The organism is Aliiroseovarius crassostreae (assembly GCF_025137635.1).
Taxonomy (GTDB): domain Bacteria; phylum Pseudomonadota; class Alphaproteobacteria; order Rhodobacterales; family Rhodobacteraceae; genus Aliiroseovarius; species Aliiroseovarius crassostreae.
Genome location: NZ_CP080773.1, coordinates 44,241 through 58,785, shown reverse-complemented (window position 1 = coordinate 58,785; position 14,545 = coordinate 44,241). Strand labels below are relative to the sequence as shown.

Here is a 14,545-nt window from a genome sequence, read left to right as displayed (position 1 = left end):
TCCACCGAGCAGGAGCTTGCCTTATGCATCTTGTCCTGAACCTCTCCGTCGTCGCAGTGACCACCCTCGCCATCGGCCTGCCCTCCTTTGCGCAGGGCTATGACATGCCACCTGATCTTCCCGGTGCGCAGACCGAAGACGTCACGCAGGTTGAGGGCACGACCCAGCCTGTGCCAGCGGATCCTTACGATCTTCCACCATCTGATGCGGCCACTGCCGACCTGTCCCCCTCCTCATTCAGCATTGGGGAAAATGCCACCCTGGAACTGGAGAGCCGCCTGTTTTCCAATCACTCCCGTGACGGTGACAGCAGCTTTTCTCTGCGCCAGCAGGTCCATTACTTCGGCTCCCGTTCCTTGGGGCAGGCCATCAGCCTGGACTATAATCTGCGCGCCCGGGCCGACTGGACCGAGGGGCAACGGTTTCATTTTGGAGATGATTTCAACATAGATGTGCAAGAGCTGGCCCTGAGCGTTGCGTTTGATGACCAGACCAGCTTGCGGCTGGGTCGGATAAATCTTCGTAACGGGGTTGCCATTGGGTTTAATCCGACAGACTGGTTTCGCGACAACAGCCTGGTTTTAAGCGGTAGCGCCGCCGCGGCAGACCGGCGCAATGAACGGCTGGGTGTGGTCGCAGTCACCGGCACCACCAGCATCGGTCGGACGCTGGTGCAGGTGGGCTATCGGCCGAAAATCACGGCGGGCAGTGGCAGCATCTGGTCGGACAAGGATACGATCGGCCTCGGGTTGGACCGGACAAACGCGACCGAGGCTGCCTTTGTCAAAATCACCCCGGATTTTGGCACCAACCTGTCCGTGACCGCAAATGCCCTGCTGCTTGATGGAGAGCCGGGTTTCGGGGTCGAAGTCAGCGGCACCCTGGGCGACAACCTTGTGCTTTACGCCGAGGCCATGGGGCAACGGCGCCAGTCCCTTGCCTCGGAAGCCCTGGCCAATGGTGTTGGTTCTGCCTCTTTCAGGGCAGGTCTGGGGGCGGGTGCCGGAACAAATTGGTATGGTCAAAGTGCGATTGGTCTGAACTGGGCCCTGCCCCAGAAATGGGTCGGGGCGCGGGACATATCCCTGACCTTTGAACATCACTACAGCGGGGCAGGTCTGTCAGGTGCGCAGATTGAAACCCTGGCCGCTGCCAGCGGCCCAGACGGAGCGGCCGCAGGTGCGCTTTATCAGCTGGCAAACCGCAGGCAGGATCCTCTGGCCCGGCAGCAGCTTTTTGCCCGGTTGGCCTGGAACGATATCTGGAGTGACGCGGACCTGTCCCTGCTGGCCTATTACGTCCCGGCAGATGACAGTGGCCTGGGGCAGGTTGCGCTGGATGTGCCGATCACCCAGGCCGCAACCCTGAACCTGCGTGCGATGCATGCATTCGGTGACAAAATGTCGGTCTATGGCGCCAGTCCGAATAAAACCTCTGTTCAGGCGGCTGTGCTCTGGCGGTTCTGACGGTTGTGTATTGGCGGTCCGGACGCCTGGCCGCCCCTCAGTTAACGATTTCACATAAGACAAGAGGACCTTACCTTGCGCGTTCTGATCCTGGATGACGACCAAGAACTTGGCCCGCTGATGCAGCAGGGCCTTGCGAAATATGGCATTGACCTGCACCTCGCCTTTACCCCGCAAGAGGCTTTCGCACGGTTGGAGAGCGAGCCGTTTGATGTATTGGTGCTGGATATGATGCTGCCTGGTCAGGACGGGATGTCCGTTTGCCGCGACATTCGCCAAAGCAACAAACCCTTCAATGACATTCCGATACTGGCCCAGACTGCGCGTGCCGATGTCACCGACAGGATCGTGGCCCTGGAAAGTGGTTTTGATGATTTCATCGCCAAGCCGGCCGAAATGCGCGAATTGGTTGCCCGGATCGGGGCCGTTACCCGTCGCGGGCGGGTGAGCGTTCCGGCACAGGGTCTGGCCCGCGAAACCCTCTCATCTCCTGATCGTCACCCCGCGGGCTTCACCCTTTCCGAGGCCCATCTCAGCGCAAGTTTCCAAGGCTTTACCGTCAATCTGACAGAGCTTGAACTGCGGGTCCTGCAGGCCCTGAATGATAAGCGCGGACAATGCCTTAGCCGAAACGACATTCTTGATCGCATTGGCTATACCTCTCAAACTGACCCTGCTATCGTCGACACGGTGATTTACCGGGTTCGGCATAAATTCCGTCTTCAGGGCCTGACCGATGATTTTATCAGAACCCTGCGCGGACAAGGGTATTCGTTAAAGGTAGAGCAAGGCGTATGATCCAGTTTTTCAACTCACTCAGATCATGGACCGTCTCGCGTTCTGTCTTCAGTTACCTGTTGATCGCAACCTTGGCCTCGACGGCGGTTCTGTCGACTGTGCTGGTGCTGCTGCTTCAGCGAGTCGCGGATGAACACCCCCGCCGCTATCTGGCGCGCGCGCTGTTTGATGCGTTTGCGGTGCAGGCCCTCGTGCCTGAAAGTGACCTGCCTGTAATCGGTGATGCCCCGATGATCCTGATGACCCCGGATGAGGCGCGCGCCTCGGAATATGCACAGCTTTATCGTGCCGCCGCAAATGACAAGGACGGCATCGCCATCCGCCAGTTCGGCGACCACTACGCGGCTGTCTCGGTTCGGGAAGAGATGGTGGCCATCCTGCCGCAATTCGGACAACGCATTTCAACCTATGCCCTGTTTCTGGTCAGCATCGTGGTTTTGGCGGTGCTGACGGCAATTATTGTGATCTACCTGCTGATCCGGCGCCTGACCCTGCCCTTTGATGTGCTGACGCAGGGGGTTCACACGGTTGAAGAAGGGGATATGGAGTTCCGCATTCCTCTTGATCAGACCTTTGGGGAATATCGGACGCTGGCCGCCGGGTTCAACAAGATGGTGGCAGAGCTGCAAAGGATCCACGAAAGCCGCCGCCACATGCTGCTGGCAATCCCTCATGAAATCCTGACCCCGCTGGCCCGGCTCAAGGTCCGCAAGGACATGATTGATGATCGCAACCTGCAACTGCAAATTTCCAAGGATATCTCGGTGGTTGAGGAACTTCTGTCCTCCATTCTTGCCGCGGAAAAACGAAGCGCGGGTGAAAGTTCGGCCGAATTCATTGACATAGAACCCTATGCCCAAGAGCAGCTGGCGGAGTTGACGCCGGAAGGGGCTGACATCTCGATCGAAAACAACTGCACACAGAAAACCGCCTATTTTGACAGTTTCCTTACCAGCATCTTGTTGAAAAACTTTGTGTCGAACGCCGTGCGTTATGGCGAAGGGAAACCCATCAAGGTGATATTCGATCGCGCCGGGGAAGGTGGGTGCAACCTGCGGATTGCGGTGCGGGATCAGGGTATCGGAATTGCCCCCGACCATCTCCAATATCTGATGGAGCCATTTTGGCGCGCGGATGAAAGCAGGGGGCGGGCGTCGGGGGGATTTGGCATCGGCCTTTATCTTTGCAACACGATTGCACAGGGGCTGGGCGGTTGGATCGACATTGAAAGCACCCTGGGAGAAGGCACTGAAATCAGTGTGACCCTGCCCGATGCGCTTTGTTCGACGCTGGAGGAGTTCTGATCATGACATTGCACAATGGCGCACCCGAACCAGACCTGTCATCTGCCCCGATGATACATGAGGTGGATTGGTCGGACCCCTGTCTGGCCGTCACCGCATTTCTTGATCACGATTCACCTGAAATTGCAGAATTTGTGGCCAAGGCCGTGGGTCATCCGGACAGGGCCACCGCTCTGGCACAGGAAGATCCACGCACGCTTGCGGTGAAACTGTTCTATGCGGTGCGTGATGGGCTGTTTTATGAGATCTACAATGCCGATTTCGCGCGCCCTGCCCTGAAGGCAAGTGCCATCCTGCGCCGTCGCACCGGTCTGTGCATCCACAAATCCATCGTCTATGCCGCCGCATTGCGCCATGTGGGTATCCCCTCCAAGATCTGGCTGACCGATGTGAAAAACCATCTGTGCTCTCCCAAGTTGGAAGCGATGATGGGTACGCGGGTGTTTCATTTCCATGCGCTTGTGATTTTGAAACTGGATGGGCAGTGGCGGAAAGCCACGCCGGTCTTCAACGCCCGCCTTTGTCAGCTATATGGCATGACACCCTTGGAATTCGACGGCCACGAGGACTGTGTCCATCATGCTTATGACAGTGAGGGGCGGACATATATGGAATTCCTGGCGGATCATGGCACTTTCACGGATTTGCCCTATGACCTCCTATTGACCGGTCTGCGTGAGAAACATGGTGCCCTGTTTGCCACGGATACAAAATTCAGATCCGGCTCTCTGATTGCGGACGCAAAGTAAAAACTGACCTCAAGCAGGAACGAAACGCGCCAACTGGGCGCGTTTTTTTTCGTCAAAATCCGTAACTAAAGCGTTTCGGGATAAACTTGACACACATGTTTATTCCGAAACGCCCACAACATTGATATCTCTTACCGCGTTTCGGTTTTGCCCTGTGTCAGGTTAAAACCGAAACGCTTTAAAAGTTGGCGAAAATTTTTCTAAAAATCCATCACATACCAAAAATATCTGTCACCAAGAAAAATACTTGTGAACACTTCGACAAACTCAAAAACATGAAAACCTCCTAATGTCAGCGGTGACTGAACCAATAAAACAGTCTCTTGAAGCCTAACTGACATGAGGTTGAAATGATTATTAACTCACTGGAAAAAATCGCTAATTCTGAGCGTGATGTGGACTGGGGCAATGGGAAAAGCCGCCGCCTGCTGATCGAAGGCGACAATATGGGCTATTCGCTGACCGACACGGTCATCGATGCCGGTTCCGCATCTTTGCTGGAATACAAAAACCACCTTGAAGCCTGCTATTGCATCGAAGGTGAAGGCGAGGTCGTCGACACTCAGACCGGTGAAGTGCACAAGATTACGCCGGGCACGATGTATGCGCTCGACAAACATGACCAGCATTGGCTGAAGGCGGATAAAACCATGCGCCTGGTCTGTGTGTTCAACCCCCCGCTTAAAGGGCATGAGCGTCACGCGCTTGGCGACGACAGCTCCGCCTACTAAGCCCTGCATTTTCCCATCGCCCCTAAATTTCCAAAGGTTGCTTCCCATGCCGGACAGCATTGTTGTCACCGTCAGCTGCGCTGACCTGCCCCGTCCCTGTGCCCTTCCCACAGGGAATGCAACGCAGGAGATGGCGCATGTGGGTGCGGTTCACAACCGAGCGCCTCAGAAGCAACCGAATACACCCCAGGATATTTGGGGCGATGCGATCTTGCGACTGGATCATAGTGAATTCGAGGCGGATGAGCGCGCCGCCAAAGCACGACAGACACGTCTCTCCCATCGTCTGGAGCGGATGATCCAGCGCCTTGCAATTGCGGCAGACCTGCCCGTGTCGGAGCTGCAAGGCCCGGGTACCGGACTGGTATCCGGGTCTCAATTTGGCTGCTCTCAGGTGTACCAGATGCAAAGCCGGTTGCATGAGTTCGGTCCGCGCGGCATCGACGCGGTGCGATTTGCACAGGCCACCCATAACTACCCGATCACTTCAGCCGCAATCGAGTTTGGTATTCAGGGACCAAGCCTTGCCGTGGTCAGTGGATCCCAGGCAGGGTCGGATGCGCTGACATGCGCTCTGGACTGGCTGCGTGACGGGCGGTGCGCCCGGGTTCTTGTCACCGCCTATGAGGATTTTGCACCCCCGCTCACAACCCATCTCGCTCAGCGCGCCCGTGCTCCCGAAAGGCCCGTCTTTGCAGAAGCCATGGTGCTGATGCTGTTGGAGCAGGAGAGCGCGGCCCGGTCCCGTGGGCGACACCCTATCCTGTCCCAACCCCAACGACCGCACCCTCTGGGCTCATTTGCCGGGGTCAACTTTCTTGGTGCCACCCCATTGGTTGCGCTGCATCAACAGATTGCCTCGATGACCCCTGGCTCCCCCTCATCGGACACTCTGTATTCACAAAAAGAACATGAGGTCACCTGATGGCACGATCTGTTGTGATCACTGGCCTGGGTGTCGTGACCCGGGACGCCGAAAATCAGACCCAGTTTTGGGAGTGCCTCCGCTCAGGCGGTCAGCCACCCATGCCGCCACGCCAGTTTGATGCCAGCCGGTTCCGGGCCAAACAGGCCTTTGCGACCGATCCTGATGCGTTGCATCAGCTGTGCGAAACACGGGTCTCGGCGCATGCCGATTTGATCCATACTGCCCCAACCGAAGCACAATTGCTTTGTGCCGGGCACGGGATCAGCGCAGCCCTTGAGGCCATTGTGCAGGCCGGGCTCAGCCCTGTTCAGCTGCAGCAAGCAGGATGCGCCCTGGCAACAACCTCTGGCGGCATGATGGATGATTACATTACATGTTCCCCCCCACCGCCAGAGGGCGCTCTGCTGGCCCCGGCCAGTGCCGCTGAAATCCTGCACGCCACCTTTGGGCTTCAGGGGCCGTTCAGCAGCTTTTCCTGTGCCTGTATTTCATCACTCGCTGCAATCTCTTACGCGGTTGCGCGCATTCGGACTGGCGATGCTCCGATAATGATCGCAGGGGGATCTGATCGCATGCGCGAAGCGGATTTCGCCGGGTTCAATGCGCTGCGCGCCATGGATCGCGACATATGCCGCCCCTTTGACAGGACTCGAAAGGGCATGATGATCGGTGATGGGGCCGCCATGCTGGTTCTGGAGGATGAGGCGCTGGCCATAGAACGCGGCGCCACCATTCTCGCCCGTATTACGGGCATGGGCCTCAGCAGTGACAGCCATCATATCACCAGCCCCAACGCAAATGGTCTGATCCGTGCAATGCGGCAAGCCCTGACACAAGCGGGCTGCAAAGCGCAGGACGTCACATACGTGAATTGCCATGGCACCGGAACACCGCTGAATGACGCCGCTGAGGTGCAGGCCCTGTCAGAGGTGTTTGACAGTCGGGCACCGCGCCCGATGATCAGCTCGACCAAAGGCACGACAGGGCATCTTCTGGGCACGGCCGGTGCGGTTGAAACGGTGGCCACGGTGCTGGCCTTACGCCATGGGATGGCCCCTTTGATGGCGACAACCCCGTCGCCGGAAGAAACCGGCTTTCCGCTTCCCCTGCCCGGAGTGAACCGCAATCTGACCGGGCGCATTGCCATGAAAAACTCACTTGGGTTTGGCGGGCTGAACGCCAGCATGATCATGGAAGCCCCCGCCCCCCGCTCAGCACAGAAAGAACTCTCATGCGCATGAAACACACGCCGCTGGTCCCCCATGATGCGCAGTCCTATCGACAGGATCTGGTCCAGACGCTGCTGGAAGGGCTGGACCAATGGGCAGATGCCCTGAACGAGGGCTGGCAGCAGGACGACCAGGCAGGTCATTTTGGTCCATCACGATGGGAGGCCGCGGTGCAGGCCGGCCTGACCAGCCTGATCAATGATGAAAACAGCGGAGGGTTGGATCTGTCGGTCGCGGAATTGGCAGATGTGCTCGAGCATCTTGGATATCTTTGCGAAGATGCGGGCCTCGGATTTTCACTGGCCACCCACCTGTGCAGTACCTGCCTGCCCGTTCGCATTTTTGGCAGTGACATATTGCGTGCCGAATTGATGGAAGATCTCTCATCCGCTGCCCGCGTCGGCGCCCATGCGATCACCGAACCCCATAGCGGCTCAGATGCCTTTGCAATGAAGACCTACGCGGTCCGTGAGGGTGATGATTACCTCCTGTCGGGCGAAAAATGCTTTATTTCCAATGCTCCCATTGCGGATATCTGCGTGATCTATGCCCGAACCCATCCGACCAAAGGTGCCTTGGGAGGGTTCTCGGCCTTTGCCGTTGACTGCAAATCCAAAGGGTTTCAGATCGGGAAACCGCGCAAGAAAATGGGGTTGCGCACCGCGCCCATGGCAGACCTGTATCTTGATGACGTCCGGGTCCCCGCCACCCGGTTGATCGGGCGCGAGGGGCAGGGTTTCTCGATCCTGGACTATGTCATGCGGTGGGAGATCCTCAGCGTGTTTGCCATCCAGCTGGGCGAAATGCGTCGGCAGTTGGAGCGCTGCATAACCTATGCCAAGGAGCGGCAACAATTCGGGGCGCCGATCGGGTCATACCAGGCGATTTCCCATCGGATTGCCGATATGCATCTGCGCCTGCAATCCGCCCGGAACTGGCTGTTTCGCATGGTGGTTGCGCTGGACAAGGGCGGGCAGGCCACACTGGAATTTTCGGCTGCGAAACTTGCGATATCCGAAGCCCATGTCGCCAATTCGATTGATGCAATCACGCTGCATGGCGGCGCGGGTTACATGGCGGAGACCGGGATTGAAAGCCATCTGCGAAATGCTGTGGGCGGGCTGATCTATTCCGGCAGCTCCGACATTCAGAAAAATCGCATCGCTGCCATGTTGGGGCTCTGATCCCCAGACCTGACACATGAGGAACCCCATGCCTGACACCGCAATTTCACCCGCTCTGACGCCTCGAAACACCGATCAGATACCTTCGCCCACCAGCGGGCCAGGTGCCTTTTTTCAACAGCTTCAATGTGAAATCCTGGCAACCCCGGATGCCAAGATTTTTGGCGCGGATGGGAAAGCGATCCACTATCCTGACCTGCTGGCGACTGTTGCAAAACTGGCGGTAAAATTGCCGGCCTGCTCTCCCCTCTGCGATCAAGTTGTCGCCATCTGCACGCAAAAGACACCGGCGGGGCTGGCGGCAGTTCTGGCCGCGCTGGCCGCGGGTCAGGCCTATGCCCCGCTGGACCCGACACACCCGAGCACCCGCCTCCTGCATATTCTGGACGATCTGCATCCGGCGGCATTGATCGTGGACGATGTCACCGCACCAAAGCTGCTTGGCTGGGCAGAGGCCACCGGAACCTTGCTGATCAATCTTTCCACCCTGTCCGACCCTATGAGATCAAAGGGGCTGCCGCCGACAACCGGGCCATCTCAGACCCTTGCGGCGGTTCTTCATACGTCCGGGTCAACCGGCACACCCAAACGGGTTGAAATCACTGCCAGTGCGCTGGATGTCTTCCAGGATTGGGTGGTGCAGGAACTGGACCTGCACCCCGGTGACTGCCTGTTGTCACATGCCCCGTTTGCCTTTGACCTGTCCTTCCTCGATATTTACGCCAGCCTGATGGCAGGCGCGAACCTGGTGCTTGCCGATGCACAGGCAGCCCGAAATGGAGCCCGTCTTCTGACCTTGTTGCACGACTGTAAGGTCACCATCTGGCATTCAGCCCCCTCTGCGCTGAAGCTGTTGGCAGAGTCTGCTGCGACAACAACATGTCCTGATCTGCGCTGCGTCCTGTTTGCCGGCGAACCCATGCCCGACAAAACGCTGCAACGCCTGTTTCACCTTTTCCCCAATGCCCGGTTCATCAATATCTATGGCTGCACGGAAACGAACGACACGTTTTTCTATGACGTGCCCCGCCACGCCACACCCTCCCCACTGCCCCTCGGCGCCCCCCTGCCTTATGTCGAATATCTGATCATCGACCCTGCCGGCATCCCCCTGACCGGCCCATGCGAAGGCGAGCTGTGGGTCCGCTGCCCGACAATGATGCGCGGGTATGGAAATGCCGCCCTGACCGCCCGTGCGATGGTCCATCACAAAGGCCGACGTTACTTCCGCTCAGGGGATCAGGTGCGCAGGGACGCAACCGGCTGTCTGCATTTTGTCGGGCGCAATGACAGCATGGTCAAACTCAGTGGTGTCCGTGTTGATCTGAACGAGATCGAAACCCTGCTCCTGTCGCACCCGAGAGTGGGAGAGGCCGCCTGTTTCCTGACCGAAACAGCGGCGGGAAAAGAGTTGAATGCCTGGGTCAGCGCCTCTTCCAGCACGGCAGGCGCTCCGGACCTGACCACGCTGGACCTGCGAAAACATCTTGCCGCGCATTTGCCAGCTGCATCCTTGCCACGCCGCTATCAGATCCTTTCCGATCCCTTGCCGAAAAATTCCAATGGCAAGACCTGCCGCAAACAGCTCGCGGTGCGCGCGATGGAGGATATCGCTTAACCCTGCTCCCCTTCACCAGGATCAGAGCCTTTTTTCAAGACCTTAACCCAAGGAGTTTTCCCCATGTCTCTCACTGCACTGCGCAGCTTTATCATCGAAGAATTTGCCATGGACCTTACCCCCGAACAGCTGACCGACGACCTGGAACTGCTCGAAACCGGGATCATCGACAGCCTCGGCGTTCTCAAGCTGATTGCATATATCGAAGGCGAATTCGACCTGACCATTTCCCCGGACGAGCTGGACAGTGAAAACTACCGGACCCTCGGTGTGATCGAAGCCTTCATCGCGTCGAAATCCACGGCTGCAGCCTGACGCCTGCAGTCCCAAACCCAGGAGCGAAGGCCATGTCCCCGGAAGAAACAGCCGCTGCGCTGATCGCAGGCATCCCCGTAAGCGAAGAGGCGATGGGGGCCTATTGGCGGGTCACCGATCAGGGCCTTCGCCCCAAGCAGGAAAGCGTGGCCATTCTTGCCGCACTTTCCGCCTCGGCACCCCATCCGGCATATATGAGAAGTTTTGTCCGGTTTGTGCGAGAGACCTACCCCCCCATCGCCCTGCCCTCCGCAGAAAATGCCATCAATATTGTCGGGACGGGCGGCGGGTGTTCCACCTTCAACATTTCGACCACAGCCGCATTTGTAGTAGCAGCCGCTGGTGGGACAGTTCTGAAATCCGGCTCTTCCGCCTATTCATCCACTGTCGGGTCCGGTGATCTCCTGGCAGCGCTCGGGTTGGCCCGGGCAGTATCGGATGGCACCATCAACGCGATGCTGAAGGAAACGGGCCTCGCCTTTGCGGCACCACAGCGATATGCGCCGATCTGCAAACGGCTGGCCCTGTCCGCACTCCCACTTGGGTTCAAGGTGATTGGCCGTTTCGTGAATGCGCTTGGCCCGCTGATCTGCCCTTATGCGGTGCGGGCAAATGTGATCGGAGCGTCCTCGCCACAACTGATGGAACAAATTGGCAGCATTGCGGCCGATCTGAACATCCCTGCCCTGATGGTCCATGCTGAACAGGGTGTTGATGAACTCCTCAGCACGGGAACAAATATCTGGCAATGGGCCGATGCACCCAACAGCCAGAAACTCGACCCGGCCACAATCGGTTTGCAGCCCGGTCCGATCGACGCCTTGGCCGGGGGAAATCTTGAACAGAACATCCAGACCCTGACTGACATTCTGCGCGGCGCCGGGGGCCGTGAATGCACCGAGACCGTCGCGCTGAATGCGGGTGCAGCCCTTTATGCCGGGGGACAGGCGCAGGACCTTGAAGCGGGCACCCGACTTGCGCTGGAGTGTCTGCGAGATGGTGCGCCTTATGCAAAACTGGAACAGGCCCGCGCCTTTGCCGCGCAGATAGAGCCGTTGCCTCCGGTCCCACCGATACGCGGCAAAGCAATTGCCAAAATGGAGGGCGCATCATGAGACGGGCACAGAGTTTGGCAAAAACAGATCCCGGGGGAATGGCCTCCTCCCTGCCGTTTTTTGCGGCGCTGACCAACGCCCCCGCCCCCCTCATTGCTGAAATCAAACCAAGCTCACCCAAAGTTGGCCAATTGCTGGCACGTCGGTCTGTTGCGGATGTGGCTCGGGATTATGCCCGTGCAGGCGCCCCCTGTTTGTCGGTGACCACCGGGCACTGGCACAAAGGCTCCGTTGAGATGATCGAGGAGATAGCCTGCACCGGCTTGCCAATTCTGCGCAAGGATTTCATCACCTCGGTTCGAGATCTGGAGATCTCAAAACGGGCCGGCGCATCGGCGGTTTTGCTTACCTGCAAACTGATCCGGCAGCAGGATATTCTGCGCCTGGCAAATCACGCGCTCGACCAGGGCCTGACCCCCTTCGTCGAAGCTTCTTGTGTGACCGAGCTTGAGGGGTTGCAGCTTCCGGAAGGGGCCATTCTTGCCATCAATAACCGCGATATTCGCCAGCAGGAAACGGATGATGGCGGTATTGAGCACAGCCTCAGCTTGTGGGGGACGGCCAGGGCCCAACACAAAGGCCTTCTGATCAGCGCCTCTGGATTGAACTGCCCGAATGATGTCCGGCGCGCAAGATCCAAAGGATTTGATGGCGTTTTGATCGGCACCGCCCTTCTGTCTGATCCCGATCTGTCCCCATTCGATACCACCCGCCTTTATGTCGAAGCCAGCAGAGCCCCGACCCCGATGTGACTCCGGGCGGAACACACCTGTCCGGGGATCACTCCCCCATCCGAACGTGCGCAGCACTGGGCCATCGATATCGGTCACATAGCCGGGCGAGCCGAGGTGATCGGGGTGGTAGAAGTAGAAGATGCGTTCTGCTTGCGGGCCGGTGGCATTGGGAACACCGGAAAACCGTCAGCTATCACCTCTTGCAGTAGACAATTTTCTCGTCATCAAATGCCATTTGATATCCTGCTTGCCACATGGAAAACCCCATCGAAAAATCAATCTCAAACCCAATGGCTGGCGCGAGCACATAATGTGGAATGATGTATTCATTGTCTATTCCATACAGTGCCTCTTCGAGGTGTCGGAAACGAACTGGTTGTTCAAACAAGCGGTCAATAAATTCATCACCGATTTCTCCGGAAATCTCTGACTGATGATATCCTTCACGACGTCTGATCACCTCAACATCACCCTTGCTAGCCTCACGGACTTCCGCAGTGGTCAGGTATTTTACAATGTCATCACGCCCAAGATGGGCAAAAAAACGGGAAAGCTCAGATATCGCTTCGTTCGCCAGATCCTGGCCATTTACGCCTACTGACCAGCCACATCTTTTCGCTTCCAGAGCCTTCTCAATTCGTTCCCTGAGTTCATCGGCGCCAGAGAAATCTGCCAGCAGGACGGCAACCTGTTCCGGTTGAGAAACTTCGGAAAAGAGTGTTGTAAAATGGTACTGGTCATACTCCGCACCCGAAAGCATGGAACGCCAATTTTCAGAGAGATTTCCCATATTGCCCAAATTCAAAACGATACCGTGAAACACATTATCGCAACTTAAACCGATGCGGTTGAAATAAGTTGCCCAGTCACATGCCAGTAAACATCCAGATCTATCAGGTGCATATTTTCGAACGTCTCCTGCCCACCCAAGAAGGCAGGCACGTCCAAACCACAGACCTGCCCCGCTTCCGGGTGTTTTCCCCCTGCAGCCAGATAGTCACGAAAAAACTCTTTGGCGAGTGAGTCATTAGGATAGTCGACCAGTTCATTATTGTGGAACCCGACAAAATCTTCGGGAACCTCAAGCGCGCGCCGATCACTTAGATCAAACATCAATATCAGAGGTTGATCATCTTTGCGCCGTGCCCCGTCAATTCCGAACGCCCGACCCATCCAGTCAAATCCAAAAATGATCGTCCGCTTTGAAAACTCTGGGAAAGCCGCGACGATGCTTGCGGTGAACTCCGGGATCTTCTCCTTCGGCAGAAGCTGATAAAGACCCTTGTTGAAGGAGCAACCGGAATATTTCGCAAATAGCGCGTCAAAGCCGGCGATGGCATATTTCTGCTCTATTCCCCCCATATTTTGCAGGGGGTTATCCGCCTTAAAATGCGCTTCAAATCGGTCGAACAAATGGCTTCTCAACTTTTCAAAATGAACTCGATCGAATACCCGCTTTGCTCCAAAAAGCTGCGCAGCCTGGCATAGAATTCCACCCCTTTGGGGGAACGGTCAAACTTTCCGTAGACCTGCAGCTTGATATCATACCCCACAACATCAGGATAATCTGAATACAGTTGCCGGGTTTCGACATATGCCAGATAGGAGTTCAGCTTCTCCTGCAACAAATACATATGCTGATCATCCGCATCACCGATGCCCTCCCAGGGAAGATGATCCGCGACAATGAGGTTCACGCGCTGATCACTTGCGTTCACTTGAACAAAATCAATGGTATCGGTTTCGGATATGGTCATATCAATTTATAGGCCGACACATTGATCATCACCAGCAACGATCTAGCAATAGTTTTCTTCAATCAGCACTCTTAGTGATTTGCTTCCCGGCTCTTCACCCCATTGCTCCATCAATTCAGACGCCAATCCATCACAGTGTTGAACAATTTCATCTGCATCAACAACCCGCCCGTCTAAAGTCGCCTCCGCTTGGAGTGCATTGGACAATTTCGCGACCAAGGAAGCGAAGCTGTTCACATGCTCTGCCCCAATTGTGGCGAGCGGATATCGGAGCTGTATTTGGTCAACCTTCTCTTGGGCATCCACTTCCTTTCCATCACAAAAAAGATAGACACTCGCAAGGTTCTCGGATTGCCAGTTCGCTCCAGGTGACGAGCGTGGGAAAGAATATACGTCGTAGTGAAGTATAGCCCCCATTGATTTTAGAATTCGATTAAGTGTGCCCGGCTCCTGCCGCACGCTCAATCGAATGCTCACTTCAATTTCTTGGTGAAAGGGATCTTTCTTCAGCTTCAAACGGCCAATCATCCCATATATTTTTCAATTTCTTTTTCCAACCCCGCACCGAAGGTATCATTGATCGCCGCTCGGAGAACCTCGGAATATCTCTCTAGTCT

16 protein-coding genes are annotated in these 14,545 nt (G+C 56.6%); 12 read left to right on the top strand and 4 right to left on the bottom strand.

From position 1 onward, the window contains the following. The first annotated feature begins 23 nt into the window (after positions 1-23). The 12 genes from K3J57_RS15355 (at position 24) to K3J57_RS15300 (ending at position 12,189) form a co-directional block, all read left to right on the top strand. On the top strand, positions 24-1,466 hold the full coding sequence (locus K3J57_RS15355) for a hypothetical protein (RefSeq protein WP_259797952.1): 1,443 nt from the start codon (positions 24-26) through the stop codon (positions 1,464-1,466). A gap of 75 nt (positions 1,467-1,541) precedes the next feature. Further along, on the top strand, positions 1,542-2,264 hold the full coding sequence (locus K3J57_RS15350; protein WP_259787269.1) for a response regulator transcription factor: 723 nt from the start codon (positions 1,542-1,544) through the stop codon (positions 2,262-2,264). A 59-nt stretch (positions 2,265-2,323) separates the two neighbouring features. Next, positions 2,324-3,568, top strand: coding sequence for a sensor histidine kinase (locus K3J57_RS15345; RefSeq protein WP_259787268.1), 1,245 nt, complete (start codon positions 2,324-2,326; stop codon positions 3,566-3,568). Between the two features lie 2 nt (positions 3,569-3,570). Then, positions 3,571-4,317, top strand: a complete 747-nt coding sequence (locus K3J57_RS15340; protein ID WP_259787267.1) for a transglutaminase-like domain-containing protein — start codon at positions 3,571-3,573, stop codon at positions 4,315-4,317. 350 nt (positions 4,318-4,667) lie between these two features. After that, on the top strand, positions 4,668-5,048 hold the full coding sequence (locus K3J57_RS15335; RefSeq protein ID WP_259775076.1) for an ectoine synthase: 381 nt from the start codon (positions 4,668-4,670) through the stop codon (positions 5,046-5,048). A gap of 46 nt (positions 5,049-5,094) precedes the next feature. Next, the gene (locus K3J57_RS15330) at positions 5,095-5,973 is read left to right on the top strand and encodes a beta-ketoacyl synthase N-terminal-like domain-containing protein (RefSeq protein ID WP_259797951.1); all 879 of its coding nucleotides are present in this window, start codon (positions 5,095-5,097) and stop codon (positions 5,971-5,973) included. Continuing rightward, positions 5,973-7,217, top strand: a complete 1,245-nt coding sequence (locus K3J57_RS15325; protein ID WP_259797948.1) for a beta-ketoacyl-[acyl-carrier-protein] synthase family protein — start codon at positions 5,973-5,975, stop codon at positions 7,215-7,217. The genes K3J57_RS15330 and K3J57_RS15325 overlap by 1 nt, the downstream gene beginning before the upstream one ends. Next, positions 7,208-8,389 carry an acyl-CoA dehydrogenase family protein gene (locus K3J57_RS15320; protein WP_259797947.1) on the top strand — a complete coding sequence of 394 codons (1,182 nt, stop codon included), beginning with the start codon at positions 7,208-7,210 and terminating at the stop codon, positions 8,387-8,389. Before K3J57_RS15325 ends, K3J57_RS15320 begins: the two co-directional genes overlap by 10 nt. A 28-nt stretch (positions 8,390-8,417) precedes the next feature. Continuing rightward, positions 8,418-10,007 carry an AMP-binding protein gene (locus tag K3J57_RS15315; protein WP_259797946.1) on the top strand — a complete coding sequence of 530 codons (1,590 nt, stop codon included), beginning with the start codon at positions 8,418-8,420 and terminating at the stop codon, positions 10,005-10,007. Between the two features lie 63 nt (positions 10,008-10,070). Next, on the top strand, positions 10,071-10,322 hold the full coding sequence (locus K3J57_RS15310; RefSeq protein WP_259775081.1) for an acyl carrier protein: 252 nt from the start codon (positions 10,071-10,073) through the stop codon (positions 10,320-10,322). Positions 10,323-10,354: 32 nt separating this feature from the next. Continuing rightward, entirely contained in the window at positions 10,355-11,437 is a 1,083-nt protein-coding gene (gene trpD, locus K3J57_RS15305) for an anthranilate phosphoribosyltransferase (protein ID WP_259797945.1), read from the top strand. Next, positions 11,434-12,189, top strand: coding sequence for a beta/alpha barrel domain-containing protein (locus tag K3J57_RS15300; protein WP_259797943.1), 756 nt, complete (start codon positions 11,434-11,436; stop codon positions 12,187-12,189). Before trpD ends, K3J57_RS15300 begins: the two co-directional genes overlap by 4 nt. Positions 12,190-12,364: 175 nt before the next feature. On the opposite strand, the gene K3J57_RS15295 is transcribed toward K3J57_RS15300, so the two are convergent. From K3J57_RS15295 to K3J57_RS15280, 4 genes are read right to left on the bottom strand one after another with little or no spacing between them, the layout of a single operon-like run. After that, positions 12,365-12,961, bottom strand: a complete 597-nt coding sequence (locus tag K3J57_RS15295) for a hypothetical protein (RefSeq protein WP_259797940.1) — start codon at positions 12,959-12,961, stop codon at positions 12,365-12,367. Positions 12,962-13,005: 44 nt separating this feature from the next. Next, the gene (locus K3J57_RS15290; protein WP_259797938.1) at positions 13,006-13,584 is read right to left on the bottom strand and encodes a DUF1851 domain-containing protein; all 579 of its coding nucleotides are present in this window, start codon (positions 13,582-13,584) and stop codon (positions 13,006-13,008) included. A gap of 8 nt (positions 13,585-13,592) precedes the next feature. Next, the gene (locus tag K3J57_RS15285; RefSeq protein ID WP_259797937.1) at positions 13,593-13,928 is read right to left on the bottom strand and encodes a DUF6572 domain-containing protein; all 336 of its coding nucleotides are present in this window, start codon (positions 13,926-13,928) and stop codon (positions 13,593-13,595) included. Between the two features lie 42 nt (positions 13,929-13,970). Continuing rightward, entirely contained in the window at positions 13,971-14,456 is a 486-nt protein-coding gene (locus tag K3J57_RS15280; RefSeq protein ID WP_259797935.1) for a hypothetical protein, read from the bottom strand. Positions 14,457-14,545: the final 89 nt, after the last annotated feature.